Here is a 26,833-nt window from a genome sequence, read left to right as displayed (position 1 = left end):
TTATCCGCCCAGGGGGTTAATCGGGTTCACGACGTCGGCGTAGAGGGTGAGCAACGTCAACACGATCAGCACCGAGGCCACCGCGTACATGACCGGCAGCATCTGCGCGGTGTCCACGAAGATCTGCTTGGTGGCGGGCGGCGCGGGCCTGCCGTCGGGGCCGACCCGGGCCGGTCCGCGCCGGACCCGCAGCCGGACGCGTCCCCGCTTGACCGCCTCGACGATCGCACCGGCGACGTGCCCGCCGTCGAGCGGCAGCAGGGGCAGCAGGTTGAACAGGAACAGCAGCAGGTTCACGCTCGCGAGCAACCCGACCAGAGTGGCCAGCTTGTCCTGCGCGGTGAGGCGCGGGCTGCGGGCGTAGTCGCCGGAGATGCGACCGATGCCGACGATGCCGACGGCGCCGTTGACGTCGCGCTTCTCGCTGCCGAACACCGTGCCGAACAGGTTCGAGATCTTGGCCGGGTAGCTGGCGAGCGCGTGCAGGCCCAGGCTGAGTTGATGGCCGATCTGGCCCGGCACGGCCGTGATCGGGAGCGGCTGCCAGTAGTGGTGGTTCACCGGCGACAGGCCGAGGAAGCCGGCGACCTTCGTCCTGGTGCCGTCACCGGTGTACTTGACGTTCTTCACCGGCGTGATCAGCACGGTCTTCTGCACGCCGCTGCGGTCGATCACCAGGGTGAGCTGCTTGCCGGCGGACGGCTCGATGACGGCGACCAGCTGCTGCCACGAGGTGACGGCGTTGCCGTTGACCGACAGGATGCGATCGCCCGGCAGCAGCTTGTTGTGCGCCGGCGCCTCGATCGGGTTGGCCGGGCAGAGGTCGGTGCTCGAGCGAGTCGGGTCGGCGCAGACGACCTTGGTCTCGACCGCGCTGATGCGGGTCGTCGGGTCGTCATGGACGGCACCGATGGTGGTGAGCAGCAGCACGGTGAGGACGAGGTAGATGAGCAGGTTCATCGACGGGCCGCCGAGCATGACGATCATCTTCTTGCCCGGGGTGAGCCGGTAGAACTCGCGCTCGCTGTCGGCCGGGTCGACCTCGGCGCGGCTGACGTTGCGGAAGTCCTCGACGGCGGTGGCGACGCGGCGGGGCCAGCGGGAGCGCTTGCCGTCGGCGCGCGGCGGCACCATGCCGATCATGCGGATGTAGCCGCCGAGCGGGATCGCCTTGAGGCCGTACTCGGTATCGCCGCGCTTGCGGGACCACACGGTCGGGCCGAAGCCGACCATGTACTGGGTGACCTTCACCCCGAACTTCTTGGCCGGCACCATGTGCCCGATCTCGTGCAGGGCGATCGAGAGCAGCAGGCCGAGGGCGAAGATGGCGACGCCGAGGGTGTACAGCAACCAGGGCGGCACGGAGGTCTCCTACTCGTCAGTGCGGCCGGCGGCCGCCACTCGCGCCCGGGCCCGCTCGCGGGCCCAGCCGTCCGCTTGTTCGACGTCTTCGACGGTACCCGGGTTCCCGACCCGGCCGTGGCGATCGCTCAGCCATTCGGAGAGCACATCGGCCACGGTGTCGACGATCTGAAGGAAATCGACCGTTCCGGCATGGAACGCCGCCACCAGCTCCTCGTTCGCGGCGTTGTAGACCGCGGGGGCGCAGCCGCCGGCGACACCAGCGGTCCGGGCCAGCGCGACGGCCCGGAACGCCTCGTCGTCGAGGGGTTCGAACGTCCAGGACCGGGCCGTCGTCCAGTCGATCGGGGCCGCGGCCGCGGGGACGCGATCGGGCCAGCCCAGCGCCAGCCCGATGGTGAGCCGCATGTCCGGCGGCGACGCCTGGGCGATGGTCGAGCCGTCGGTGAACTCGACCATCGAGTGGATCATCGACTGCGGGTGGACGACCACCCCGATCCGGTCGTAGGGCACGTCGAAGAGCAGGTGCGCCTCGATGACCTCGAGACCCTTGTTCACCAGGGTGGCCGAGTTGGTCGTGATGAGCTTGCCCATGTCCCAGGTGGGGTGGGCGAGCGCCTCGCGCGGTGTGACGTCGCGCAGCTCGTCGCGGGTGCGGCCGCGGAACGGGCCGCCGCTGGCGGTGAGCAGCAGCCGGCCGACCTCGGCCCGGGTGCCCGAGCGCAGGCACTGGGCGATGGCCGAGTGCTCGGAGTCGACGGGGTGCAGCTGGTCCGGCGCGGCGAGCTTCGTGACGAGCGGGCCGCCGGCGACGAGGGACTCCTTGTTGGCCAGCGCGACCACCCGGCCGGCCCCGAGCGCGGCGAGCGTGGCTCGCAATCCCTGGGCCCCGGCGACGGCGTTGAGCACCGTGTCGCAGCCCAGCGCGGCGAGCTCGCCGGCGGCGCCGGGTCCGACGTGCAGCGCGGGCGATGCGACGTCGGCGGGCCAGCGCTTCGCGAGCTCGGCCCGCAGCTCGTCGGCGGAGTCCTCGCGGCTGACGCCGACCGCCCGCACCCGCAGCCGGGCCGCCTGCTCGGCCAGCGCGGCGACATCGCTGCCACCCGCCGCCACCGCGACGATCCGGAAGCGGTCGGGCGCCTGCTCGGCGACGTCGATGGCCTGGGTGCCGATGGATCCGGTCGAGCCGAGCAGTACGACGTCCTTGCGCTCGGTCATACCCCGATCCTCCCAGCTCCGGTTGAGTGGCGAGTTACGCAGGTGAGTGGCGAGCAGGTATTCGCCACTCAGGCCGAGATATCGCCACTCAACCGGGGAGGGGGCGGCGGCGGCGGAGGGCGACGACCACCACGAACGGCCAGAACGCCTGGTCGAAGGTGAGCAGGCGCTCCGCGAGGCCGAGCGGTCCGCCGCTCTGGGTCAGCCCGACCCAGGCGAGCAGGGCCAGGGACACCCCGGCCGCGGCGAACGCCACGGCGGGGCGGCGCGGGCCGCCGGCGCCCCGCCGTGCCGCCGTGGCCGGCCAGATCGCGAGGACGACGAAGCCGAGCGTGGCGAACCCGATGTGCACCGCCGACGAGCCGGTGTGCGGCTGGGCGAAGGCCGCCACGGCCAGCGTGGCCAGCCCGCCGGTCGCGAGCACGGCCCGGCTCGCCGACGGCAGCGCCGCGAGCCCGGCCGCCGTGACGACGTGCGCGGCGCCGAGGCCGGCCAGGCCGGTGGTCATGATCCAGCGGTGCGCGAGTCCGGACCGGGCCAGCGCGCTGATGGTCTGCCGGATCGGGTCGTAGCCGGGCGGCTGGACCGCCTGCGCGACGACCCAGCCGCCGACGAGGAACACCATCGCCGAGGCGGATGAGATCAGGGCCCAGACCGGCGGGCGCCTCACCGCAGCCGCAGCGAGTCGCGGGTGAGGTCGGCCAGGGAGCGGTGCCCGGACAGTGCCAGGTTGAGATCGAGGTCGGCCAGCAGCGAGCGCAGCACGTGGGTGACGCCGTCCTGGCCGCCGAGGGCCAGGCCGTAGACCCAGGGCCGCCCGACGAGCACCGACTTCGCGCCGAGCGCGATCGCCTTGAGCACGTCGGCGCCGGTACGGATGCCCGAGTCGAACAGCACCTCGACCTGGTCGCCGACGGCGTCGACGATGCCGGGCAGCGCGTCGAGCGAGGCGATCGCACCGTCGACCTGGCGCCCGCCGTGGTTCGACACCACGATGCCGTCCATGCCGGCGTCGACGGCGTGCCGGGCGTCGTCGGGGTGCTGGATGCCCTTGAGCACGATCGGGCCGTCCCAGTGCGCGCGGAGGAACGCGAGGTTCTCCCAGGTGTGGTCGCCGCCGGTGAACTTCGGCAGCCACGCGCCGACGGCGGCCATCAGGTCCTCCTCCGGCGGCTTCGCGAGCTGCGCGCGGAACACCGGGTCGGTGAAGTAGGTGGCGAGTCCCTGGCCGCTGAGGAAGGGCAGGTAGGCGGCGTCGAGGTCGTGCGGGCGCCAGCCGAGCAGCCAGGTGTCGAGCGTGACGACGAGCGCGGAGAAGCCCGCGTTCTTCGCGCGCTCGAGGAAGCTGGCGCAGATCTCGTCGTCGTTCGGCCAATAGAGCTGGAACCAGCGGGTGCCGTCGCCGTTGGCCGCGGCGACGTCCTCCAGCGGGTGGCTGGAGACGGTGGACAGGATCATCGGCAGCCCGAGCGCGGCGGTGGCGCGGGCGACCGCCAGTTCGCCGTCCGGATGCATGATCCCCTGCACCCCGACCGGAGCGGTGAGCACCGGGGCGGGCAGCGCTGCGCCGAACAGCGAGGTCGACGCGTCCCGGTGGGTCGCGCCGGTGAGCATGCGCGGCACGATGCGCCACCGGTCGAACGCGTCCCGGTTGGCGCGGGCGGTGGCCCCGGAGCCGGCCGCCCCTGCGGTGTACCAGAACGGGCCGGGCTCGATCGATTCCTTCGCCAGCGCCTCGAGCGCAGTGGCGTCGGTGGTGAATGCGGGACGGCCGCCGCCCAGGCCCTGCAGGTAGATCTCGCTGGCGTATCCGGAGAGCGGCGTCGTCATGCCTGCATCCTGCCGCGTGCCGGTCCGGATATGGGGCCGGGCTGCAGGTCAGCCGAGGGTTCGGCGCACGATCAGGTGGTGGGCGAGCAGGACGGCGAGCCCGGGGATGAAGAAATACACGAGAAGGTCGTTCTGGACGATCGTGCCGATGATGCCGAGGACGACGACCACGGCCCCGATCACGGCGATGGCCGCCAGCCACGGGCGCCCCGTCCAGGCGGTGCGGTAGTCGTACCAGGTCTCGTGCACGCCGTCACGGTAGCCGGATCGGTCAGCCGAACAGGTCCCGCCCCCACCAGTCGCCCGGACCGGACAGCCCGGGCGGCACGGCGAACAGCGCGCTGCCGGTGTGCCGGATGTACTCGTTGAGCGCGTCGTGTCGAGCGAGCCGCCGCTGGATGGCGACGAACTGGCTCACCGGGTCGTTCTGGTAGGCGAGGAAGAACAGGCCGGCGTCGAGCAGCCCGGTCGAGGCGTCGATGCCGTCGGTGTAGGAGTAGCCGCGGCGCAACAGCTTGCGCCCGGCGTTCGTCGCCGGTGCGGCGAGCCGGATGTGCGCGGTCCGGTCGATCAGGGGCATGCCTGCCTTCGTCGCGGTGAGGTCGAGGGGGTCGAACTCGCGCCGTTCGCCGAGGGGGGCGCCGGTGCCCTTGGCCCGGCCGAGGACCCGCTCCTGCTCGGCGAGGGCGGCGGTGTCCCACGACTCGATCAGCATGCGGATGCGGCGGGCCACGAGGTAACTGCCGCCCCTGAGCCACGCTTGGTCGGTCTCGTCGCCGACCCACACGTGGCGGGCGAGGTCGTGCGGTTCCTCCGCCTTGATGTTGTTGGTGCCGTCCTTGAAGCCCATCAGGTTGCGTGGGGTGTCCTGCGCGGTGGACGTCGACGCGGTGCGGCCGAAACCGAGCTGCGACCAGCGCAGCACGGCGGTCCCGCGGGCGAGCCGGGCGAAGTTGCGCATCGTGTGGAACGCGACCTGCGGATCGTCGGCACAGGCCTGGACGCAGAGGTCGCCACCGCTGCGGGCCGGGTCGAGGGTGTCCCCGGGCAGGGCCGGGATCTCGGCGAGCGCGGCCGGGCGCCGAGACGCCAGACCGAAGCGGTCGTCGAACAGGGTGGGCCCGAAGCCGACGGTGATGGTCAGTTGGGCCGCGCCGAGCCCCTCGACCTCGCCGGTGTCGATCGGCGGCGCATCCGGCGCGGTCTCGACCGCGCCGACCGGACGCCCCTTGGTGAGTTGGGCCGCCGCGGCGGCCCAGGTGCCGAGCAGCCGGGCCAGCTCGTCGGCGCTGCCGGTCGTCACGTCGAACGCGGCGAAGGCGAGGTGCTCCTGCGCCGACGTCGCGATGCCGGCCTGGTGCGCGCCGTAGAACCCGACGACCGCGCCGGCCGGGGCCGGCCCTGGTTCGGTCGCCCGCGCCACCCCGAACCCGGCCCCGCCGGTCGCGACCGCGCCGGCCGTGCCGAGCGCCGCGGTGAGGAAGGTGCGTCGGCTGCTGCCGCTAGGCATCGGCGACCTTGCTCGCGACCCGGGAGAGGGGCTCCTGGACCGCCTTCACCGCGGCGGCGAGGGCCCGCTTGACGCCGGCATCGAGCTGGCCGTAGAGCAGGTAGCCCGAAGGGTTCGCGTCGGTGCGCAGCCGGGCGATCTCGCGGTCGAGCGCGTCGAACCCGGTGGTGATGGTCGTGGCGAGCGCCGGGTCGATGCGCTGCAGGGCCGGCCGAAGCCGGCTGAAGGCCTGCTGCGCGCCCTGCACGTTGTCGGCGACGTCCAGCATGTCGATGCGCGAGTAGCGCTCCTCCTCGCCGGTGATCTTGCTGGCCGCGACCTCGTCGAGCAGTTCCTGCGCGCCGTTGGCCAGCTCGGTCGGGGCGTAGGTCAGCGTCGCGGTCAACGCAGCGAGTCGCTGCGCGTCGGCGACCAGCCGGGTGCCGTACGCCCTCGTCCCGGCCAGGGTCTGCCGGGCGAACAGCGCCTTCTCGATGCGGTGGAAACCGCGCCACGACGCGGGCGGGACGTCGCCGTCGCGGGCGTCCAGATCGACGTCGATGCTGTCGGTGCCCACGACGAACGACTCGGCCACCGGCTCGATCCGCTCGTAGTACGGGCGAGCGGCGATGTAGGCGCGCTGGGCCGCGGCGAGGTCGGTGCCGCGCAGCGTCGCCGCGAGCCGCTCGGCGGCGGTGACGAGCGCCGCGGTCTGGGTGCGGACGTAGTCGGCGTAGCCGGTACCGGCCTGCGCGAGCAGCGCCGCGACGCCCGCGTCGGCCACCACGGTCGTCGTGCCGGTGACGCTCAGCGCGCGCCGCTCCGGGGTCGCTCCCGGGCAGTAGAGCGTGTAGGTGCCGGCGTCGAGCCGCATCGCGAACCGGCCGCTGAAGCCGGGCGGCAGGTTCTCCTTCTCGCCCAGGATCCGCTCGCCGTCCATCACCTCGACCTCGGTGACGGCGGTGGCATCGACGTTGCGGATCTTCACGGTGACCCCGCCGGCCCGCAGGCTCGTGGTGTCGGGCACGCACCCGTGGGCCGCGGTGACGGTCACGGTGACGACCCGACCGGCGATCGTCGTGCCGGTGACGGGAGCGGCGGCAGCGTCCGGCTCCGTGCGCCGGGTGATGCCGAGGGTGAGCAGTCCGGCGGCCAGGGCGATCGCGACACCGGCGGCGAGGGCGGCCCGGAGCTGCACCCGCGGCGACGTGCGCGCCGCCGGCGGCCAGGCCACGAAGAGCCCGACCGGCACGAGGTAGACCAGCCAGCCGACGAGCTCGACGAGCACCGGCCGCGGCTGCAGTCCGAGCATCCCGGTGAGCAGCGAGGACTGGACGCTGCCGGGCCGGACCAGCCAGGTGAGGTCGAAGGTGCCGGCCTGCCCCGCGTCGAGCCAGCCGGCCTCGTGCGCGGTGTGCAGGCAGTTGACGACCAGCCCGGACGCCACGACGACGAGCACCAGACCGGTCGCCCGGAAGAATTTGGACAGGTTCAGCCGCACGCCGCCGCGGTAGACGCCGTAGCCGAGACCGACCGCCACGGCGAGCCCGGCCACCGCACCGAGGCCGGCGGCCGAGCCGCTGCCCGGCTTCTGGAACGCGGCGAGCAGGAACACGACCGTCTCGAAGCCCTCCCGGATCACGGCGAGGAAGGCCATGAGCACGAGCGCGGCACCCGCCCGCGATCCCGCACCGGCGGCGAGCGCGCCGGCCGCCTGCCCCTCGAGCGATCCCTTGAGCTCGCGCGAATGGCGCCGCATCCAGATCACCATGTAGGTGACCATCACGACCGCGAGCGCCCCGACGACCGTCTCGAGCCCCTCCTGCTGCTTCTGCGGCAGCGAGCGTGAGTAGGCCTGCAGCGCGAGGCCGAGGCCGAGGCAGAGCAGCACCGCGGCGCCCACCCCGGCGAGCACCGCGCGGAGGAGGTCGCGGCGGCCCTGCTCGCGCAGGAACGCGGCGATAATGCCGACGATGAGCGCGGCCTCCAGGCCTTCGCGGAGGCCGATCACCAACGTGGGCACCATGCGGCGAGCTCCTGTCCCGGGGACGTCAGACAAGTTAGGTTAGGCAACCCTAACCCATGCTCTCAGCCGACTCAGCCCTCTCCCGCGGCGGCGCTACGGTGGCGGCGTGCAGATCGACCTGAACGCCGATCTCGGCGAGGGCTTCGGTGTCTGGCGCCTCGGCGACGACGAGGCCCTGCTCGACGTCGTCACCAGCGCCAACGTGGCCTGCGGATTCCACGCCGGCGACCCGCTCACCATGCGGCGGGTCTGCGCCGCCGCGGCCGAGCGGGGTGTCGCTGTCGGCGCCCAGGTGGGCTACCGCGACCTCGCCGGGTTCGGCCGGCGGCGCATCGACATCGCGCCGGACGAGCTGGCCGCGGAGGTCGTGTACCAGCTCGGCGCGCTGGAGGCGTGCGCCCGCGCCGCCGGGACGGCCGTCCGCTACGTCAAGCCGCACGGCGCTCTCTACAACACCGCGGCCGAAGACCCGGGCCAGGCCGAGGCGGTGGCCACGGCGGTCGCGGCGGTCGACCGGTCGCTACCGCTGCTCGGCCTACCCGAGTCGGCCCTGGCCGGGGCCGCCCACGCCGCCGGGCTGCCCTTCGTGCCCGAGGCCTTCGCCGACCGCGCCTACCTGCCCGACGGCCGCCTCGTCCCCCGCAGCGAGCCGGGCGCGGTGATCGAGGACCCGTACGAGGTCGTGGCCCGGGCCGCCGCGTTCGCGCTGCACCATCGGGTCACGGCGATCGACGGGTCGGTCATCACCGTCGGCGCGCGATCGCTGTGCGTGCACGGTGACACGACGGGGGCGGTGTACCTGGCGACCGAGATCCGGCGCACCCTGATCGACGCCGGCGCCACGCTCGCACCGTTCGCGAGATGAGCGGCGCTTGCGGGGCGAGCCGTCGGGGCGAGGATCGATGAGGGTGCTGCGCTACGGCGAGCGGGCGTGGCTGCTCGAGCCGGACGACCCGGCGACGGTGCTGTCGCTGGCCGCCGCTGCCGCCGAGCTCGGTTCGGTGGCCGAGGTCGTGCCGGCCGCGCGCACGGTACTCGCGGTGCTGGTCGACGAAGCCCGGCCCGACACGGTGGCGGCCGAGCTGCGGTCGTTGACACCGACGGCCTCGGCGAGGCGCAGCGGCGGCGATGTCGTCCTCGACGTGCACTACGACGGCGCCGACCTAACCGACACGGCGGCCGAGCTCGGCGTCGGCGTCGACGAACTCGTGCGGCTCCACTCGACGGCCGACTACGTCGTGGCCTTCTGCGGCTTCGCCCCCGGGTTCGCCTACCTGCGCGGCCTGGACGAACGCCTGCACGCGCCCCGCCTTCCCAGCCCGCGCACCCGCGTGCCGGCCGGCTCGGTCGGCATCGCCGGCGAATTCACCGGCGTCTACCCGCGCGAGTCTCCCGGCGGCTGGCGGCTGCTCGGCCGCACCGACGCCGCACTGTGGGACCTCGACCGCACGCCGCCGGCCCTGCTCACGCCCGGCACCCGGGTGCGGTTCCGGCCGGCGTGATCGAGGTCGTCGCCCCCGGACCGCTGGCCACGGTCCAGGATCTCGGCCGCCCCGGCCGGCTCGCGCTCGGCGTTCCCCGGTCGGGCGCCTTCGACCGGGCCGCGCTGCGCCTGGCCAACCGGCTCGTGGGCAACGACGACGGCGCCGCGGCCGTCGAGACGACGCTCGGCGGGCTCGCCGTCCGCTTCGTCGACGCCGCCACGATCGCACTCACCGGCGCGTTGTGTCCCGGCGCCCCGGGCTGGGGCACCGCGATCACGGTCGGGGCCGGGACGACGCTGCGGCTTGGCGCTCCCCGCCACGGACTGCGGAGCTACCTGGCCGTGCGCGGCGGCATCGCGCTCGACCCGGTGCTCGGCTCCCGCAGCACCGACACGCTGAGCGGTCTCGGGCCGGCCGCCCTGCGAGCCGGCGACATGGTGCCCGTCGGTTCGTCGGCCCCGGGCGAGGTCAGCGGGGCCCACGTCGGGGCCGCGCCGCCCGACCGGCGGCCGCTGGCGATCCGGTTCGGGCCGCGGGAGGACTGGTTCAGCGCCGCGGCGCGGCGGCACCTGCTCACGACGGTCTGGGCGGTGCGCAGCGACTGCGACCGCGTGGGCGTGCGTCTCGACGGGCCACCGCTGGTGCGGGACCGCGGCGGCGAGTTGCCGAGCGAGCCGGTGCTGCCCGGGGCCGTGCAGGTGCCGGCCGACGGGCGTCCGATCGTCTTCGGCCCGGACGCACCGGTGACCGGCGGCTATCCGGTGATCGCGGTGGTGCTCGACCTCGACCGGGTGGCGCAGCTGCGCCCCGGCGAGGCCGTCCGGTTCAGACCAGGATCGGGTTGAGGATCGCCCACATCAGGGCGGCCACCGCGGCGGCGGCCGGAATGGTCAGCACCCAGGCGAAGACGATGTTGCCGGCGACCCCCCAGCGGACCGCGGACAGCCGGCGGGTGGCGCCGACGCCCATGACCGAGGACGAGATGACGTGGGTCGTCGACACCGGCAGGCCGTACTGGGCGGTCGCGAGCATGACGCCGCTGGCGACGGTCTGCGCCGCGAACCCGCTCGCCGGGGTGAGCTGGAAGATGCGCCGGCCGAGGGTGCGCATGATGCGCCAACCACCGGAGTACGTGCCGGCCGCGATGGCACCGGCGGCGGCGAGGATGACCCACAGCGGGATGCCGTCCTTCGCGCCGAGGTGGCCCGACACGACGAGCGTGAGGGCGATGACGCCCATCGTCTTCTGGGCGTCCTGCGTGCCGTGGCCGAAGGACATCGTCGCGGCCGAGGCGATCTGGGCCCAGCGGAAACCGCGGTTGGCCCGGACGGCGTTGACCTTCCGGAAGATCCACAGCACGAGGAGCATGAAGAGGTAGCTCAGGGCGAAGCCGATGAGCGGCGACACGACCATCGGGATGACGACCTTGTCGACCACCCCGCTCCACTGCACGGCCTCGGACGGCGCGACGATCGCGGCCCCGACCAGCCCGCCGATGAGCGCGTGCGACGAGGACGACGGCAACCCGAAGTACCAGGTGCCGAGGTTCCAGACGATGGCGCCGACGAGCGCGGCGAGCACGACGACGAGCCCGGCCGGACCCCCCTCGGGCTTGTTGATGATGCCGCCGCCGATGGTCTTCGCGACCTTGGTCGAGATGAGCGCGCCGACGACGTTGAACACCGCCGCCATCGCCAGGGCGACGCGCGGGGTCAGGGCCTTGGTCGAGATCGACGTGGCGATGGCGTTGGCCGAGTCGTGGAAACCGTTGGTGAAATCGAAGCCGAGGGCGACGACGATGATCACCACCACGAGGGCAGTGGTACTCACGCCCTAGGACTCCTTGACCGCGATGGTCTCGACGGCGTGCGCGACGTGCTCGAGCGCGTCGGCGGCCTCCTCGAAGCCGTCGGCGACCTCGCGCAGCTTCACCATGGTCAGCGCGTCGTAGTCGCCGCTGAACAGCTTCGAGAGCAGCTTGCGATAGACGCGGTCGGCCTCGTTCTCGAGCCGGTTCACCTCGATCCAGTACGGCTCGAGGTCGCGCAGCGTCTTCAACCGCGACATCGCCTCGGCCGTCTCGTTGGCCGAGCGCTGCAGCAGCTGGATCTGCTCGATCATCAGCGCCGGGATCTTGCCGATGTCGGCCAGGACGATGAAGTCGGCCGCGGCCTCGACCGCGTCGATCACGTCGTCGAGGGCCGAGGCCAGCCGGTAGATGTCCTCGCGGTCGAACGGCGTCACGAAGCTCGTGTTGAGCTGGCGCATGATGCGGTGCGTCACCGCGTCACCCGCGTGTTCCCGCTCCCGGAGCTCCTTGGCGATCGCCTCCCGGTTCGCGTTGGGGTCGATCAGGCCCTCGAGTACGTCGACGGCGTCGGCGACATTTCGCCCCGCCTCGGTGAACATCGCGTAGAAGGCGTTGTCACGGGGGGTCAGTCGGAAAGCCACGGTGCTCCTCGCTGAGGTTTCTGCGGTCGCCCGAGCCTAGCCACACCCCGTTCGCCTTCCGGCAACGGACCGTTCACCCGAACACAATCGTCTTGTTGCCGAAGACCAGGGTGCGGTGCTCGACGTGTGCCCGCACGGCTCGCGCGAGCACGACCTTCTCCAGGTCGCGACCCTTGCGCACCAGGTCGTCGACCGAGTCGCGGTGGCTGACCGGGGTGACGTCCTGGGCGATGATCGGCCCCTCGTCGAGCTCGGCCGTGGCGTAGTGCGCCGTTGCGCCGACCAGCTTCACGCCCCGCTTCTGGGCCTGGTGATACGGCCGCGCGCCGACGAATGCGGGCAGGAACGAGTGGTGGATGTTGATGATGCGTGACGGGTAGGCGGCGAGGATGGCCGGCCCCAGGATCTGCATGTACCGGGCCATGACCACCAGCTCCGTGTCGTATCCGGCGAGCACCCGCATCACCTCGGCCTCCTGCGCGTCGCGCGCCCCCGGCGTCACGGGCAGGTGGTGGTAGGGCACCCGGTGGAAGGCGGCGAGGTCGGCGTGGTCGGCGTGATTGCTCAGCACGGCGACGATCTCGGCCGGCAGCTCCCCGGAGCGCCAGCGCGCGAGCAGGTCGGCCAGGCAGTGCGGCTGGGTCGAGGCCAGCACCGCCACCCGCGGCCGGTCGTCGGAGAGCCGGGCCGAGAACGTCATGCCGAAGCGGTCCGCCGTCGGGGCGAATGCCGAGGTCAGGCGCGCGACGTCCGGCTCGCCCACGACCTGGAACTCGACCCGCTGGAAGAAGATGCCCGACTCGGGGTCGATGTGCTGCTCGGCGTGCACGATGTTGCCCGACTGCGACAGGACGAAGTCGGCGACGGCGTGCACCAGACCGGGTTGGTCGGCGCACGAGATCAGCAGGACGGCGGTCGGCACGCAGGGCCCGCCCGCGGTCAGTGCTTGCGGATGCGGCGGATGATCAGCAACACGACCAGCCCGCCGGCGACGCCGAGGACGGCCTTGCCCTGGGGCGACCGGGCCTTCTCCTTCAGCGACTGCTTGCCCTGCTCGACGAGCCGCTTCGGGTTGCCGCGATACGCGAGCTGGTCGACCGCGCTCGCCAGCGCCGCACGCGACTTCTCGATGTCGCGCTGGATGTCGTCCGCACTGCGCTCGCCCGCCAACGCCGTCCCCTTCACCGCTCACCGAAGTCCGTTCGCCCGAGCCTAGGGCATCGTCGGTAGCCTCGGTCCTCGTGACCCGACTCTCGCCCGGCGACGCCGCACCCGACTTCACCCTCCCCGATGCCGACGGCAGGGACGTCGCGCTCGCCGACCTGCGCGGCAAGAAGGTGATCGTCTACTTCTACCCCGCCGCGATGACCCCCGGCTGCACCAAGCAGGCCTGCGACTTCCGCGACAGCCTCGACTCGCTGGCCGCCGCCGGCTACGCCGTGCTCGGCATCTCTCCCGACAAGCCGGAGAAGCTGGCCAAGTTCCGCGAGCGCGACGCGGTGACCTTCCCCCTGCTGTCCGACACCTCGCGCGAGACGCTGCAGGCCTACGGCGCGTTCGGCGAGAAGACGATGTACGGCAAGACCGTCACCGGCGTGATCCGCTCCACGTTCGTGATCGACGAGGAGGGCAGGATCGAGCTGGCGCAGTACAACGTCAAGGCCACCGGCCACGTCGCCAAGCTGCGCCGGGATCTCGGTCTCGATGCCTGACCCCGCCGACCGGCTCACCGCCCTGCGCGACGAGGAGCAGCAGCGCGCGGCCGCCCTGCGTGCCGAACTGGCCGACGTGCTCGAGTCGGCATCGTCGACGACCGGCGACGACGAGCACGACCCCGAGGGCGCGACGATCGGGCTCGAGCGGGCCCAGGCCCAAGCGCTGCTCGACTCGGCGACAGCCCAGCTCGAGGAGATCGACGGCGCGCTGGCCCGCGTCGCGGACGGCACCTACGGCACCTGCATCCGGTGCGGCCGCCCGATCGGGGCCGAGCGCCTCGACGCCCGCCCGGCCGCTCCGCTCTGCATCACCTGCGCCGCCACCCCACCCCGTTGAGTGGCGAGTCCGCTCGTTGAGTGGCGAGTAGGGCCGCGCCACTCAGCGCGCGAACTCGCCACTCAACGGAGGGGGGCGACGGGTCGTTAGGCTGGCGACTTCTGGGGCCGTAGCCCAACTGGCAGGAGGCACACGGTTTAGGTCCGTGACAGTGGGGGTTCGAATCCCCCCGGCCCTACATGATCGATCCGAACGGCGACGCCGACCTCGTCGTGCACGGCGACTGCGCGCGCGTGCTGCCGACGCTGCCCGACGCGTCGTTCCAGCTGATCTACATCGACCCGCCGTTCAACACCGGCCGGGTGCAGCAGCGCCGCACGATCCGCACCTTCCGCGACGCCGAGGGCGACCGCACCGGCTTCCAGGGGCAGCGGTACACGACGACCGAGGTGTCGCGGCACGGCTATCTCGACGTGCACGACGACTACCTCGGCATGCTCGAGCCGCTGCTGCTCGAGACCCGCCGCCTGCTGACGCCGAGCGGCACGTTCTACCTGCACATCGACTACCGGCAGGCCCACTCGGTGAAGCTGCTGCTCGACGACGTCTTCGGGCCGGACGCGTTTCTCAACGAGCTGATCTGGGCCTACGACTTCGGCGGGCGCGCCCGCGATCGGTGGCCGGCCAAGCACGACACGATCTTCGTCTACGTCCGGACGCCGGGCGCGCACTTCTTCGACCAGGACGCCGTCGAGCGGATCCCCTACCTCGCCCCCGGCCTCGTCGGCCCGGAGAAGGCGGCGCGGGGCAAGCTGCCGACCGACGTCTGGTGGCACACCATCGTCCCGACCAACGGCGCCGAGAAGACCGGCTATCCGAACCAGAAGCCCGAGGGCATCCTGCGCCGCGTGGTGCAGGCGTCGTCACGGCCCGGCGACCGGGTGCTCGACTTCTTCGCCGGCAGCGGCACCACCGGCGCGGTGGCGCGCGCCCTCGACCGTCGCTTCGTGCTGATCGACCGAAACCCCGACGCCGTCGAGGTCATGCGCCGGCGACTGCCCGGCGCGCAGTTCTCAGTTGCCGACTGATTCCTCGTCGTGGTGGTCCGAGTGCGGATCGTGCGCGACCGGCCCCATGCCCGGCACCGGCTGACCCTGCGGCGCGCAGCGCAGGTCGTGCCCGACCGACGACAGGCACTTGCCGTCGGACAGCCGCCACTTCCAGCCGTGCATCTGGCACGTCATCACGCCGTCGTCGATCGTGCCGAAGCGCGACAGGTCGGCCTTGAGGTGTGGGCAACGGCGCTGCATGTCCCAACCGTCGAGCGTGATCGTCTCCGACGCCTCGGCCGCGTTCTGCTCGGCGAACCAGCCCTCGGCGTAGTTCAGCCGCTCCTCGGACAGGCACTTGAAGAACACGTAGACGAACTCGTTGTACGGGCCGATGCGCTGCGCCGAGAACCGGCAGGACAGGAACAGCGAGTTGACCCAGTCGATCTCGTGCTCGGCGATCAGCTGCTCGAGGTAGGCCCGCCGGGTACGGAAGCGGTAGCGCACCTTCTCGTCGGCGTAGGCCCGCACCTCGCGGGCGACGAAGTCGATGAGGATGTCGACGTCGCCGCGCTCGGCGTCCTCGCAGGTGAAGCGCACGCCGCCGTCGATGCCGCCGGCGATGTGGTCGGCCTCGGCCAGCAGCGGCGCGAACCACTCGGTGATCTCGGCCAGGATGTCGATCTCGGGATGGGCCCACCCGGCCTTCGCCGCCTCGACCTCGGGCATCCGCCGCGTCTGCATCTCCCGCAGGTAGGCGGTCTTGGCCTCGTTCGAGGCGTAGATCGTCGCCGGGTCGTAAGGGTGCTCGACCGGGCAGCCCTCGGCGTCCAGGGTCGCCACCGAGCCGGGCAGCAGCAACCGGCCCTCGTCGTGCCCCTTCGATTCCAGGTAGTCGAGGTAGACGAGCTGGTCGGGGAAGATGTTCGACTCGTCGCCGAAGATGTCGTTGAAGCCCCACAGCTCCTCGTCGAGGAAGCAGGGCGGCCCGGCGGTCGGGAACACGAACTTGGCGCCCAGCTCGTCGATGTAGCGCAGCGTGCGGTCGAACTGGCGCTCGCGCTTCGTCAGCCCCAGCGCCTGCTTCGCCCGCGCCGGCAGCTCGTAGACCATCGGGAACCAGATCGCGCCGGAGAATTGGATGAGGTAACCGTCGACCGGGCCGAGCTCGCGGAACGCGTCGAGCTCGGACGGGCGCGCGTCGTTCTGGTTGAGCACCCGGTAGCGGCCGTCGGACAGCCACAGCGCCGAGTCGCCGATCGGGCCGTCCGTCGGCGAGGTGAGCGCCTGGATCATGATGTCGAGCCCGTCGAGTGACACGACGTCGCCCGAGCGGGGCGTGACGAACGAGGTGAACCCGCAGTCGCGCAGCGCGTCCTCGAGCTCGGACGTCGGGAACTCGGGCAGCAGCACGGTGGCCTTCTTCGACACGTGCTTCTTCAGGTGCTCGGGGTCGAAGTGGTCGCGGTGCAGGTGCGACACGAACAGGTAGTCGGCCTTGCCGAAGGTGTCCCAGTCGAGCTGGGAGTTGTCGGGGAACGGGAACCAGGATCCGAAGTACGCGGGGTTGACCCACGGGTCCGTCAGGACGGATCCGGCCGCCGTTTCGAGGTACACACTGGCGTGGCCGAGACCGGTGATGCGCATGCCCTCACGGTATCGGGAGGACGGGATGCCAGAATGAGGCAACCCCATCGCCGGTGACGACGGTGATCGCCAGACAGGAGCAAGTGGTGGCCCTCAACCGCAACAGCGAGCAGCCCGACCTCAGCCTGCCCGACGACTACAAGCACGACCACCCGGAGGAGCACCCGACCGACTGGGGCTGGCACGGCGAGTGGGGCCGCGCCGCGCGCGTGGCCGGCTGGGTCGTCGCGATCATCCTGGTGCTCATGATGCTGCCGTCGCACTACAACGGGCAGGGCACGCTCTTCCTCGGCCTCGTCGCCGGCGGCCTCGTCGTCGCGCTGCTGTGGGACCGCACCCGGCGCAAGAACGCCTGGCGGCAGTAGGTCAGCCGGCCGCCCTCGCGGCGGCCCGTTCCCGCTGCTTCTCGCGCTTCTCGACGAAGCGCGTCGCCTGCTCGTCCAGATCGGACAGGAAAGCGGAGAGCTCCTCGCGGGCCTGCTCCCCCACCGGACCGAAGTCCTCGCGGCTGAAGATCTTCCAGAAGCGCAACACCGGCGCGATGACGTCGTCGTGGTGCAGCCGCAGGTCGTAGATGCCGGCCTTGGCGATGGTCGCCGAGTTGCGCAGGAAGTTGGGCATGCCCTGGCCCGGCATCTGGAAGCCGACGACCTCGTCGCGGATCGCCTTCATAGTCGCGTCCGGCTCGATCTCGAGCGCCGCGGCCACGATGTTGCGGTAGAAGACCATGTGCAGGTTCTCGTCGGCGGCGACGCGGGTGAGCAGCTGCTCGGCCAGCGGGCAGCCGGTGGCGGCGCCGGTGTTGCGGTGCGAGACCCGGGTCGCGAGCTCCTGGAACGAGACGTAGGTGACGGCCTCGAGCGCGGTCTTGTCGCCGGAGTCGTAGCCGGCCGACATGTGCAGCATGCGCAGGTTCTCCAGCTCCACCGGGTCGACGCCGCGGGTGACCACGAGGTAGTCACGCAGGGCGATGCCGTGGCGGCCCTCCTCGGCGGTCCAGCGTCCGACCCACTCGCCCCAGGCGCCGTCGCGACCGAACCGGGTCGCGATCTCGCGGTGGTACGAGGGCAGGTTGTCCTCGGTGAGCAGGTTGGTGGTCATCGCCACCTGCGCCGCCGGGTCCAGCGGTGAATCCTCCGGCCGCCAGTCCTCGCCGCCGAGGAACGCGAAGTCGCGGCCCCGGCTCCACGGCACGTAGTCGTGCGGGTGCCACGTCTTGGCCACCTTCAGGTGACGTTCGAGGTTCTCGGCGACCACCGGTTCGAGCTCGTGCAGCAGTCGGGCGTTGACGCCCTCGGCGGTGTCGCGTGCTTCCAGTGCGGTCATGTCGTCCTCGCTTCCGGCCCCGGCGAACCTACGCCTACGTTAGCGTAGGTTCGCGCCCTGCGGTCGTCCCGTGGTCAAGCCTGCCCGGCGCGAGCCGGATCCTGACGTTCATCTCCCGTTCCCCGGCCAACCTGCAGAATTGGCGCATTCGACACCGGTCGTTCGCCGGGGCCGGCCTCTTGTGGTCCTAGCGTCGATCGCTGTGACGACACTACGTACTCGCTCTCGCGGCGCGAAGATCCTGGCCGGCCTCGCCGGCATTGCGACGGCGGCCTCGCTCGCCTCGACCCTGCCGGCCTCGGCCTCCCCCTCGGACCACCCGAGCCGGCCCGGCCACATCACCCTCACCGCCAGCGGCACGCCGGTCGGGGCGGTGAAACACGTCTGGTTGATCATTCTCGAGAACAAGTCCTACGACGCGACCTTCACCGGTCTCAACCAGAACAGCTACCTCTGGAAGACGCTGCCCTCGCAGGGCGCCCTGCTGACGAAGTACTACGGCACCGGCCACTTCTCGCTGGACAACTACACGTCGATGGTCAGCGGCCAGGGACCGGCGCCGGCCGACCAGAACGACTGCCCGGTGTACGCCGACCAGCAGGGTTCGGTCATCTCCGACACGGCCCGCCAGGACGGCCCCACCACCGACCGCGGCCAGTTCGCCGAGACCGGCGCCCCGTACGCCAACCCGGTGCCCGGCGGCGCCAACGAGGGGGCGCACGGCGGCACCGGCTGCGTCTACCCGGCGGCCGTGCCGACCCTGTTCAACCAGTTCGACGCCGCCGGCGTGAGCTGGAAGGGCTACGCGCAGGACCTCGGCAACCCGGACGCCACCGGCCCCGCGCACGCGGTGAACAAGTGCGGCGGCCCGGGCGACCCGAGCGGTGCCGGCGTGACTAATCCCGGCGGCGCCAACGCCACCGACCAGTACGTGCCCAAGCACTTCCCGTTCCCCTGGTTCGAGTCGCTGCTGAGCAACCCGGCCGACTGCTCCTCGTCCCAGATCGCCAACCTGGACAGCAACACGGGCGGGCTGGTGCACGACCTGCAGAGCGAGGCCACCACGCCGGCCTTCAGCTGGATCACCCCGAACAACTGCTCCGACGCCCACGACGCGGTCTGCGCCGGCAACAACCTCTCCGGCGCCTTCGACAACACGGGCAAGCCGGTCTACGCGCCGACCGGCAAGGCGGCCTACCAGCCCGAGGCCACCACGCCGACCAACTACACCGGCGGCCTGTACGCCTCGGATCTGTTCCTGAAGTACTACATCCCGCTGATCGAGCAGTCGGCCGCGTTCCGCGACGGCGGCCTGATCGACGTCACCTTCGACGAGGCCAACCCGCCCTTCGCGAACTCGAGTTTCAACGACGCGAACAACCCCGGCAGCACCGCCGGCGTGTCGACCCCGGCGACCGCCGCCGGCTACGCGCGGTCCGACGCCGCGGGCGAGAGCTTCGACACCCGCCACGGCCCGGTCAGCCGGGCGTTCGAGCCGACCGGCCCGAACACGCCGCTGCTGCAGGACGCGAACGGCAACCAGGTGTACCCCGGCCCCGGTGACAGTGCCTTCATCGATCGACCGGCCGCGCTGACGGGCGACCCGGTCAACGACCCGATGTATCTCCGGGGCGGCGGGAACCTGACGCCGGGTGCGCGCACCGACTCGGTCGGAGTCGGCGGCATCACCGGCACCAACACGATCATCGACCCGAACGTCACCGCCCCCGACGCCGGCCGATCGATCACCGGCACCGGCATCCCGGCCAACGCCTGCGTCGGCCCGGTGACCGACGCCGGCCCCCGCTTCGACACGGGGAGCACCTCCGCCCCGGTCAAGCCCGCGAGCAACCCGGCCGACAAGGCGTACGTCGGGTCCTTCCAGGTCGTCGACTGCACCACGAACAGCGCCGCCGCGTTGACCGGTGACGTGCCGAGCGTGACGCTCGCGGCCGAGACGTCCGCGACCGACCCGCTGTTCTCCTCGACGATCGAGACCCCGGGCGGCGGTGACACCGGCAGCGTCCTGATCAGCCCGCTGATCAAGCCCGGCACGGTGTCGTCGGTCAGCTACAACCACTACAGCTGGCTGCGCACGATGGAGGACCTGTTCCAGGTCGCGAAGGGCGACCAGCACGACGAGATCCCGGCCGGTGCCGGGTCGGTCTCCCGGGGCCTGGACGGGCGCGGGCACCTGGGCTTCGCCGCCCAGCCCGATCTGCGGACCTTCGGTCTGGACGTGTTCACCAACGTGCGCGGGCGCGGCCGCGGCGGGTTCGACGACGGCCGGTAGGCCGGAACAGCTCTGTGACATCTCGTTGTCGCGCTGGACAGCGCCCCGGCATCAGCTGCCTGGGCGCCGTCCTGCTCGCCTGCTTGCTGACCGCCTGCGGCACGTCACGCGGGGCGTCCCGCCCGTCCGAGCCGCCGCTGGGTTTCCGCAGCCCGCCGGCGTTCCTGCCCGGTTCCGCCGCGCCGGTCGACCGGGTCGTCACCGCCTCGGCCGCACATCCGCAGCTGGCCGTGCAGGGCGTCGGCGTCCGGGTCGCGCTGCCCGCCGGCGGCGTCCTGGCCACCGTCACGGGCCCGCACGTGCCCCCGTTCGTCGCACCGCCGCCGCCACAGGTGACCGCGACCTTCGACATCTCGCTCGCCCGGGCGACGGGTGACGTCCCCGTCCGCCTGGCCGACTTCACGATCCGCGACCAACTCGGCCGCCGCTTCCACCCGGGCCCGGTCGCGCACGAGCCGGCACCGCCCGGGGCGGTGCCGTCCGGCCGGACCGTCACGTTCCAGCTCACCGCCGCGATGCCCACCGGCGAGGGACGGCTCTACTGGTCGCCGAGCGGAGGCGCACCGATCGTCAGCTGGGACTTCGTCGTCGAGAACGACTGAGGGCCGCCACCCCTACGCGTCGAGCTCCTGCTGACCCCACGGCGACGCGTACTCGCCGGCCAGCAGATCGAGGAACGGCACCGCATCGAGCGCTTCCGGGCCGAGCACGCCGGCGCCGGTCCAGACGCCGGTGGCGATGAGCTCGAGGGCGACGACCGGGTTCACCGCGGTCTGCCAGACGACGGCCTGGGCGCCGTACTCGCGCATGGACCACTCGTTGTCCACCACGTGATAGAGGTAGGTCGAGCGCGGCCGGCCGTCCTTGCCGAGGCCGCGCACCCACAGCCCGGCACAGGTCTTCCCGGTCATCTTGTCGCCCAGCGTCGCGGGGTCGGGCAGGCAGGCCGCGACCACGTCGCGAGGGGCGACCTCGACGCCCCCGACCTTCACCTTCTCGGTCGAGTCGAGCCCGAGCAGGTGCAGCGTCATGAGCACGCCGATGAACTCGTCGCCGAGGCCGTACTTGAAGGTGACCCGCTTGGCGTCGACCCAGCGCGGCATCAGCAGCACTTCCTCGTGCTCGACGTTCACGCACTCGACCGGGCCGATGCCCTCGGGGAAGTCGAAGACCTCGGGCTCGCTGAACGGCGGGGTGGTGTACCAGCCGCGGTCCTTCTCGAAGATCACCGGCGGGTTCAGGCACTCCTCGATGGTCGTCCAGATGGAGAACGACGGCGCGAAGTCGTAGCCCGCGACCTCCAGGTTCGCCCCGTCACGAACGCCCAGCTCGTCGATCTCGCTGAACAGATGATCGGCCGCGTAGCGCGCGAACACGTCCGAGAGCCCGGGCTCGACCCCGATGCCGACGAGGGCCAGCTTGCCGCTCGCCTCCCACTCGGCCGCGAGTTCGAACTGCTCGTCCCCGAGTTTGAGCCCGGTCAACGCATGCGGCTCGGACGGATGCGGCTTGGACAGCGACATCGCCATGTCGAGGTAGTGGATGTTCGCCGCTAGCGCGGCCCGGAAGATCGGCATCGTGAAGCGCGGGTCGGTGGCCCCGAGCACGGCGTCGATCTGCTCGGCCTTGAGCAGCGCCTCGATGGCGGCCTGGTCCGATGCGTCGAGGCCGGCCGCGACGAAGCGCGGGTCGTCGACCGCGGCCACCGCGGCCTCGGCCCGCGCCGGGTCGTAGTCGGCCATCACGACATGGCTGGGGAAAGGGCGGCGGGCGAGGATGCGGGCAGCGGCGGAACCGACCCCGCCGGCTCCGAGAACGAGGATTCGCATCCGACGACTATACGAACTTGCGGAACGAATTCCATGGCCAACATCTGTTCACGCTGCGGAAACACTTGCATTGGCAGGGTGATGCTGCGATAAACGCACCAGACCCCACGGTTTCCCAGAGTCAGGGAGAGTTGATGACCGCCACGATCGACCCACCGCAGTCCCGCTCGGCCGATGACGGAGGGAAGGGCCTGAAGACCGGTGCACTCGGACTCGCGTCCAGCGTCGTCATCGGCGTGGCCTCCACGGCACCGGCCTACAGCCTCGCCGCCACGCTCGGCTACATCGTGGCCCTCGTCGGGCTGCAATCACCATCGATCGTGATCCTCGCGTTCGTCCCGATCCTGTTCGTCTCGATCGGCTACCAGCAGCTGAACAAGCGCGAACCCGACTGCGGGACGACCTTCACCTGGGCGACCAAGGCCTTCGGCCCCAAGTCGGGCTGGATGGGTGGCTGGGGCATCATCGCCGCCGACATCCTGGTCATGGCCTCGCTCGCTCAGGTGGCCGGCCAGTACGTCTTCCTGCTGTTCGGCAACCACACCATCGGTGACAACGCGGCGAGCGGCTGGGTGCTGCTCGTCGGGTTGATCTGGATGGCCCTGATGACCTACATCTGCTACCGCGGCATCGAGATCTCGGCCAACATCCAGAAGGCTCTGCTCTCACTCGAGGTGATCGTCCTGGTCATCTTCGCCGTCACCGCCCTGGTCAAGGTCTACGGCTCGAACGCACCGAGTACGGCGATCAAGCCGGCGCTCTCGTGGTTCAACCCGTTCCACATCGTCGACCTCAACACCTTCGCGCAGGGCATCATCCTGATGCTGTTCATCTACTGGGGGTGGGACAGCGCGGTGTCGGTGAACGAGGAGACCAAGGAGCGGGAGAAGACCCCCGGCCACGCGGCTGTCATCTCCACCGTCCTGCTGCTGGTCACGTACGTCATCGTCACCCTCGCCGCCCAGTCCTTCGCGGGTGTCGGCGTCAAGGGCATCGGACTCGGCAACCCCGACAACGCCACCGACATCCTCAGCGTCGTCGGCAACTCCGTCTTCGGCACGACCGGCTTCGGTGCGGTCATGGCCAAGCTGCTCATCCTTCTCGTACTCACCTCGGCAGCCGCGTCGACGCAGACCACGATCCTGCCGACGGCCCGCACCACCCTGTCGATGGCCGTCTACAAGTCGATCCCGAACACCTTCTCCAAGATCCACCCCAGGTACCTCACGCCGACCAGTTCGACAATCTGGATGGGCGCCATTTCGGCCCTGCTCTACCTGGCCATGAATTTCTACTCCGGCGGCGGCCTCATCGCCGACGCCGTGACCGCGATCGGCATGCTCATCGCGTTCTACTACGGGCTCACGGGCTTCGCCTGCGCCTGGTACTACCGGCGGGAACTGCAGGGCTTCAAGAACTTCATGCTGCGGGGCCTGATCCCGTTCCTGGGCGGCGTGATGCTCTTCGGCGGCCTGATCCTGACGATCGTGCAGGACTGGAAGCCGGTGAACAGCAACGTCATCTGGCGCTTCCCGTTCCCGCCGCACTGGACGATCGGCTGGGCCTTCATCCTCGGCATCGGATCGACGCTGCTCGGCGTGATCCTTATGTACGCCACGAAGCACCGGTACCGCGACTTCTTCGAGGGCCGCACGCTCAATCGCGACACCCCGGTGCTCGTCGTCGAGGACGAGGCGCTGCGCGTCGGGCTCAGCCTGCCCGATTCCGAGGAGGACCTCGTCGTCCCGGACGAGGAGACCCGACAGCGGCTCATCCGGGTCGAGGAGGAGCGCGGCAAGTTCATCAAGTAGCGTTTTCTGCGTGATATCAAGTTGATCGCGACGGATATCGTCGGTATCTTCGCCATCAACAACGAAATCAGTCAGTCGGTCGAGCGGAGGTTCCACTGTGCGCAGTCCCGGACCTCACCCGCTCGACGACGTCTCGCGCGCCATCATCGAGCAGCTGCAGGAGGACGGTCGCCGTCCGTACGCCACGATCGGCAAGGCCGTCGGGCTGTCGGAGGCGGCCGTCCGCCAGCGGGTGCAGAAGCTGGTCGACGGCGGCGTCATGCAGATCGTCGCCGTCACCGATCCCATGCAGATCGGCTTCGCCCGCCAGGCCATGATCTCGATCCAGGCCACGGGCGACGTCGAGGCGATCGCCGACAAGCTGGCCCAGATCGACGAGGTCGACTACATCGTCGTCACGGCCGGCTCGTTCGACCTGCTGGCCGAGGTCGTCGTCCGGGACGACGCCCACCTGCTGCGGCTCGTCAACGAGCGCATCCGCTCCATCGACGGCGTCGTGCGCACCGAGTCGTTCCTCTACCTCAAGCTCGTCAAGCAGACCTACAACTGGGGCGCCCGCTGAGGGCTCCCTGCCTGGAGAAGACACGATGACCACCACGCCAGTCCAGCCGTTCACGCACCGCCACGACACCGAGCAGCTGTCCGCCGACGCGCGCGAGCACCTGTGGATGCACTTCACCCGGATGTCGAGCTACAACGAGGCGCCGGTGCCGACCATCGTGCGCGGCGAGGGCGCCCGCATCTGGGATTCCAACGGGCGCGACTACATCGACGGCCTGGCCGGGCTGTTCGTGGTGCAGGCCGGGCACGGCCGCAAGGACCTCGCCGAGGCCGCCTACACGCAGGCCAGCGAGCTCGCGTTCTTCCCGCTGTGGTCCTACGCCCACCCGCCGGCGATCGCGCTGGCCGACCGCCTCGCCTCGCTCGCCCCCGGCGACCTCAACAAGGTCTTCTTCACCACCGGTGGCGGTGAGGCCGTCGAGACCGCGTGGAAGCTGGCCAAGCAGTACTACAAGCTCGTCGGCAAGCCGATGAAGCACAAGGTCATCAGCCGCTACGTCGCCTACCACGGCACCCCGCAGGGCGCGCTGTCGATCACCGGCATCCCGGACGCGAAGAAGTGGTTCGAGCCGCTCGTGCCCGGCGCGCACAAGGCGCCCAACACGAACTTCTATCGCGCCCCGGAGCACGGCGACGACCTCGAGGCGTTCGGCCGCTGGGCCGCCGACGAGATCGAGCGCGCGATCGAGATGGAGGGCCCGGACACCGTGGCCGCCGTCTTCGTCGAGCCGGTGCAGAACTCCGGCGGCTGCTTCCCGCCGCCGCCCGGTTACTTCCAGCGGCTGCGCGAGATCTGCGACAGGCACGACGTGCTCATGGTGTCCGACGAGGTCATCTGCGCGTTCGGTCGGCTCGGCACGATGTTCGGCTGCGAGAAGTACGGCTACGTCCCCGACATCATCACCTGCGCCAAGGGCCTGACCAGCGGCTACTCCCCCATCGGCGCCGCCATCATCAGCGACCGCATCGCCGAGCCGTTCTACCGCGGCGACGACTACTTCCCGCACGGCTACACCTTCGGCGGCCACCCGGTCTCGGCCGCGGTCGCGATGAAGAATCTCGACGTCTTCGAGGACGAGGGCATCCTGCAGAACGTCCTGGCCAACGAGGGTCTGTTCCGCTCGACGCTGGAGAAGCTGACCGACCTGCCGATCGTCGGTGACGTGCGCGGCGACGGGTACTTCTACGGGATCGAGCTGGTCAAGGACAAGGCCACCAAGGAGACGTTCGACGAGCACGAGTCCGAGCGGCTGCTGCGCGGCTTCCTGTCCCGCGCACTCTTCGACGCCGGCCTGTACTGCCGGGCCGACGACCGCGGCGACCCGGTGGTGCAGCTCGCGCCGCCGCTCATCATCGGGCCGTCGGAGTTCATCGAGATCGAGCAGATCCTGCGCGAGGTCCTGACCGAGGCCTGGACCCGCCTGTAGGCCGATCCGGGCGCCACTACGGTGGCGCCATGGGATCTGCGCGAGTGGCGGTGATCGGCGCCGGGATGTCCGGCGCGGCGTGCGCGGGCGTGTTGCGCGCGGCCGGTGTCGGCGTCGACCTCTACGAGCGCGGTCGCGCGCCCGGAGGTCGCCTCGCCGCGCCCACCCTGCACGGCCGCCGGGTCGACCTCGGGGCCGCCTACTTCACCGTGTCCGACGACGGCTTCGCCGACGTCGTGTCGCAGTGGTCGGCCGCCGGGCTCGCCCGCGAATGGACCGACACGCTCGGCGTGCTCAACGATGCCGCGCGCAGCTCGAGCAGCGGACCGATGCGCTGGGCCGCACCCGACGGGCTCCGCTCCCTCGTCCGGACGATGCTCGACGAGGTCACGGTCGGTCGTGAGGTCGTCTCGCTGGACGAACTCGACCACGACGTCGTGGTGCTCGCGATGCCCGACCCCCAGGCGCAGCGGCTGGCCGGCGACGCCGTCGACTGGGTCGGCTACGACCCCGTCGTCGCCGTCGCGGCCGGCTGGTCGCGGCGTGAGTGGGACTTCGACGCCGCCTTCGTCAACGACGACGACGACCTCGCCTTCGTCGCCGACGACGGATCGCGCCGGGGCGACGGCGCCCACGTGCTCGTCCTGCACACCACTCCGCAGCGCGCCCGGCAACACCTCGACAACCCCGACACCGCCGTCGTACCCGCCCTCGCCGCGCTGGCGCGGGTGGCCGGCGTCGACACGGCGCCGCAGTGGACCCACGCCCATCGCTGGACGTTCGCCAAGCCGGCCGCGACCCACGACGCGCCGTTCGAACTCACCGAGATCGGTGGGCGGCGCGTGGCCGTCTGCGGCGACTCGTGGTGCCCCGAGGGCTCGCCCCGGGTCGAGGCGGCCTGGCTGTCCGGGCACCGGCTCGGCCTGGCCCTGACCTCGGCGAACGGGACGGCCCACCTGGGGTGATGTCCGGGCCGCCTGACGACCCACGGCGGGACGGATCCGGCCGCCTGGGCCGGGCGGAGCAACCCGCACCCGG

The 26,833-nt window shown here is 71.3% G+C and carries 27 protein-coding genes and 1 tRNA gene; 14 read left to right on the top strand and 14 right to left on the bottom strand.

Translation table 11 applies throughout. The features are described from left to right. The 7 genes from VGN18_RS02195 to efeO all read right to left on the bottom strand — a co-directional run bounded on the left by VGN18_RS02195 (position 1) and on the right by efeO (position 7,925). Complete coding sequence (locus VGN18_RS02195; RefSeq protein ID WP_327537990.1) at positions 1-1,362, bottom strand: site-2 protease family protein; 1,362 nt, start codon at positions 1,360-1,362, stop codon at positions 1-3. Positions 1,363-1,371: 9 nt separating this feature from the next. After that, positions 1,372-2,580 carry a 1-deoxy-D-xylulose-5-phosphate reductoisomerase gene (gene dxr / locus VGN18_RS02190; protein ID WP_327537989.1) on the bottom strand — a complete coding sequence of 403 codons (1,209 nt, stop codon included), beginning with the start codon at positions 2,578-2,580 and terminating at the stop codon, positions 1,372-1,374. A gap of 88 nt (positions 2,581-2,668) precedes the next feature. After that, positions 2,669-3,250: a DUF998 domain-containing protein gene (locus tag VGN18_RS02185; protein WP_327537988.1), complete on the bottom strand. Its 582-nt coding sequence runs from the start codon at positions 3,248-3,250 to the stop codon at positions 2,669-2,671. Further along, positions 3,247-4,410 (bottom strand): lactate 2-monooxygenase, encoded by a 1,164-nt coding sequence (locus VGN18_RS02180; protein WP_327537987.1) that lies wholly within the window; start codon positions 4,408-4,410, stop codon positions 3,247-3,249. The genes VGN18_RS02185 and VGN18_RS02180 overlap by 4 nt, the downstream gene beginning before the upstream one ends. Before the next feature lie 48 nt (positions 4,411-4,458). Continuing rightward, positions 4,459-4,659 carry a hypothetical protein gene (locus VGN18_RS02175; protein WP_327537986.1) on the bottom strand — a complete coding sequence of 67 codons (201 nt, stop codon included), beginning with the start codon at positions 4,657-4,659 and terminating at the stop codon, positions 4,459-4,461. A gap of 22 nt (positions 4,660-4,681) precedes the next feature. After that, positions 4,682-5,920, bottom strand: a complete 1,239-nt coding sequence (gene efeB / locus VGN18_RS02170) for an iron uptake transporter deferrochelatase/peroxidase subunit (protein ID WP_327537985.1) — start codon at positions 5,918-5,920, stop codon at positions 4,682-4,684. Next, positions 5,913-7,925 (bottom strand): iron uptake system protein EfeO, encoded by a 2,013-nt coding sequence (efeO, locus tag VGN18_RS02165; protein ID WP_327537984.1) that lies wholly within the window; start codon positions 7,923-7,925, stop codon positions 5,913-5,915. Before efeO ends, efeB begins: the two co-directional genes overlap by 8 nt. A gap of 106 nt (positions 7,926-8,031) precedes the next feature. Here efeO and VGN18_RS02160 point away from each other — a divergent pair, with 106 nt between their 5' ends. From VGN18_RS02160 to VGN18_RS02150, 3 genes are read left to right on the top strand one after another with little or no spacing between them, the layout of a single operon-like run. Next, positions 8,032-8,790, top strand: coding sequence for a 5-oxoprolinase subunit PxpA (locus tag VGN18_RS02160; RefSeq protein WP_327537983.1), 759 nt, complete (start codon positions 8,032-8,034; stop codon positions 8,788-8,790). Positions 8,791-8,827: 37 nt separating this feature from the next. After that, complete coding sequence (locus VGN18_RS02155) at positions 8,828-9,427, top strand: allophanate hydrolase subunit 1 (protein ID WP_327537982.1); 600 nt, start codon at positions 8,828-8,830, stop codon at positions 9,425-9,427. Next, a complete protein-coding gene (locus VGN18_RS02150) occupies positions 9,358-10,254 on the top strand; it encodes a biotin-dependent carboxyltransferase family protein (protein ID WP_414655005.1) in 897 nt (298 codons plus the stop codon). The genes VGN18_RS02155 and VGN18_RS02150 overlap by 70 nt, the downstream gene beginning before the upstream one ends. On the opposite strand, the gene VGN18_RS02145 is transcribed toward VGN18_RS02150, so the two are convergent. The 4 genes from VGN18_RS02145 to VGN18_RS02130 form a co-directional block, all read right to left on the bottom strand. Further along, a complete protein-coding gene (locus VGN18_RS02145) occupies positions 10,235-11,239 on the bottom strand; it encodes an inorganic phosphate transporter (RefSeq protein WP_327537980.1) in 1,005 nt (334 codons plus the stop codon). The genes VGN18_RS02150 and VGN18_RS02145 overlap by 20 nt on opposite strands. A gap of 3 nt (positions 11,240-11,242) precedes the next feature. Further along, complete coding sequence (locus VGN18_RS02140) at positions 11,243-11,860, bottom strand: DUF47 domain-containing protein (protein WP_327537979.1); 618 nt, start codon at positions 11,858-11,860, stop codon at positions 11,243-11,245. Positions 11,861-11,933: 73 nt separating this feature from the next. Next, positions 11,934-12,782: a formyltetrahydrofolate deformylase gene (gene purU / locus VGN18_RS02135; protein WP_327537978.1), complete on the bottom strand. Its 849-nt coding sequence runs from the start codon at positions 12,780-12,782 to the stop codon at positions 11,934-11,936. Between the two features lie 17 nt (positions 12,783-12,799). Continuing rightward, positions 12,800-13,030: a DUF3618 domain-containing protein gene (locus VGN18_RS02130; RefSeq protein WP_327537977.1), complete on the bottom strand. Its 231-nt coding sequence runs from the start codon at positions 13,028-13,030 to the stop codon at positions 12,800-12,802. Positions 13,031-13,101: 71 nt separating this feature from the next. Between VGN18_RS02130 and bcp the strand changes: the two genes are divergently transcribed. The 4 genes from bcp to VGN18_RS02110 all read left to right on the top strand — a co-directional run bounded on the left by bcp (position 13,102) and on the right by VGN18_RS02110 (position 14,940). Further along, positions 13,102-13,572 carry a thioredoxin-dependent thiol peroxidase gene (gene bcp / locus VGN18_RS02125; RefSeq protein WP_327537976.1) on the top strand — a complete coding sequence of 157 codons (471 nt, stop codon included), beginning with the start codon at positions 13,102-13,104 and terminating at the stop codon, positions 13,570-13,572. Then, a complete protein-coding gene (locus VGN18_RS02120) occupies positions 13,565-13,912 on the top strand; it encodes a TraR/DksA family transcriptional regulator (RefSeq protein WP_327537975.1) in 348 nt (115 codons plus the stop codon). Before bcp ends, VGN18_RS02120 begins: the two co-directional genes overlap by 8 nt. Positions 13,913-14,015: 103 nt before the next feature. Continuing rightward, positions 14,016-14,090, top strand: a tRNA-Leu gene (locus tag VGN18_RS02115). 1 nt (position 14,091) lies between these two features. Next, positions 14,092-14,940 carry a site-specific DNA-methyltransferase gene (locus tag VGN18_RS02110; RefSeq protein ID WP_327537974.1) on the top strand — a complete coding sequence of 283 codons (849 nt, stop codon included), beginning with the start codon at positions 14,092-14,094 and terminating at the stop codon, positions 14,938-14,940. On the opposite strand, the gene VGN18_RS02105 is transcribed toward VGN18_RS02110, so the two are convergent. After that, entirely contained in the window at positions 14,926-16,548 is a 1,623-nt protein-coding gene (locus tag VGN18_RS02105) for a Rieske 2Fe-2S domain-containing protein (RefSeq protein WP_327537973.1), read from the bottom strand. The genes VGN18_RS02110 and VGN18_RS02105 overlap by 15 nt on opposite strands. 86 nt (positions 16,549-16,634) lie before the next feature. Between VGN18_RS02105 and VGN18_RS02100 the strand changes: the two genes are divergently transcribed. After that, positions 16,635-16,913, top strand: a complete 279-nt coding sequence (locus tag VGN18_RS02100; RefSeq protein ID WP_327537972.1) for a DUF2631 domain-containing protein — start codon at positions 16,635-16,637, stop codon at positions 16,911-16,913. A 1-nt stretch (position 16,914) separates the two neighbouring features. On the opposite strand, the gene VGN18_RS02095 is transcribed toward VGN18_RS02100, so the two are convergent. Continuing rightward, positions 16,915-17,874: an acyl-ACP desaturase gene (locus VGN18_RS02095; protein WP_327537971.1), complete on the bottom strand. Its 960-nt coding sequence runs from the start codon at positions 17,872-17,874 to the stop codon at positions 16,915-16,917. Between the two features lie 202 nt (positions 17,875-18,076). On the opposite strand from VGN18_RS02095, the gene VGN18_RS02090 reads away from it, so the two are divergent. Beyond that, positions 18,077-20,167, top strand: a complete 2,091-nt coding sequence (locus VGN18_RS02090; RefSeq protein ID WP_327537970.1) for an alkaline phosphatase family protein — start codon at positions 18,077-18,079, stop codon at positions 20,165-20,167. Positions 20,168-20,250: 83 nt separating this feature from the next. Further along, on the top strand, positions 20,251-20,769 hold the full coding sequence (locus tag VGN18_RS02085) for a hypothetical protein (protein ID WP_327537969.1): 519 nt from the start codon (positions 20,251-20,253) through the stop codon (positions 20,767-20,769). Between the two features lie 12 nt (positions 20,770-20,781). On the opposite strand, the gene VGN18_RS02080 is transcribed toward VGN18_RS02085, so the two are convergent. Then, complete coding sequence (locus VGN18_RS02080) at positions 20,782-21,996, bottom strand: saccharopine dehydrogenase family protein (RefSeq protein ID WP_327537968.1); 1,215 nt, start codon at positions 21,994-21,996, stop codon at positions 20,782-20,784. A 134-nt stretch (positions 21,997-22,130) separates the two neighbouring features. On the opposite strand from VGN18_RS02080, the gene VGN18_RS02075 reads away from it, so the two are divergent. The 4 genes from VGN18_RS02075 (at position 22,131) to VGN18_RS02060 (ending at position 26,760) form a co-directional block, all read left to right on the top strand. Then, entirely contained in the window at positions 22,131-23,807 is a 1,677-nt protein-coding gene (locus VGN18_RS02075) for an APC family permease (RefSeq protein WP_327537967.1), read from the top strand. Positions 23,808-23,904: 97 nt separating this feature from the next. After that, entirely contained in the window at positions 23,905-24,369 is a 465-nt protein-coding gene (locus tag VGN18_RS02070; protein WP_327537966.1) for an Lrp/AsnC family transcriptional regulator, read from the top strand. A 25-nt stretch (positions 24,370-24,394) separates the two neighbouring features. After that, positions 24,395-25,795 carry an aspartate aminotransferase family protein gene (locus VGN18_RS02065; RefSeq protein ID WP_327537965.1) on the top strand — a complete coding sequence of 467 codons (1,401 nt, stop codon included), beginning with the start codon at positions 24,395-24,397 and terminating at the stop codon, positions 25,793-25,795. 29 nt (positions 25,796-25,824) lie between these two features. After that, positions 25,825-26,760 carry an NAD(P)/FAD-dependent oxidoreductase gene (locus VGN18_RS02060; protein WP_327537964.1) on the top strand — a complete coding sequence of 312 codons (936 nt, stop codon included), beginning with the start codon at positions 25,825-25,827 and terminating at the stop codon, positions 26,758-26,760. Positions 26,761-26,833 lie beyond the last annotated feature (73 nt).

The sequence above is a fragment of the Jatrophihabitans sp. genome, assembly GCF_036000465.1.
GTDB lineage: Bacteria > Actinomycetota > Actinomycetes > Mycobacteriales > Jatrophihabitantaceae > Jatrophihabitans.
This window is presented reverse-complemented; position numbering and strand designations above follow the sequence as displayed.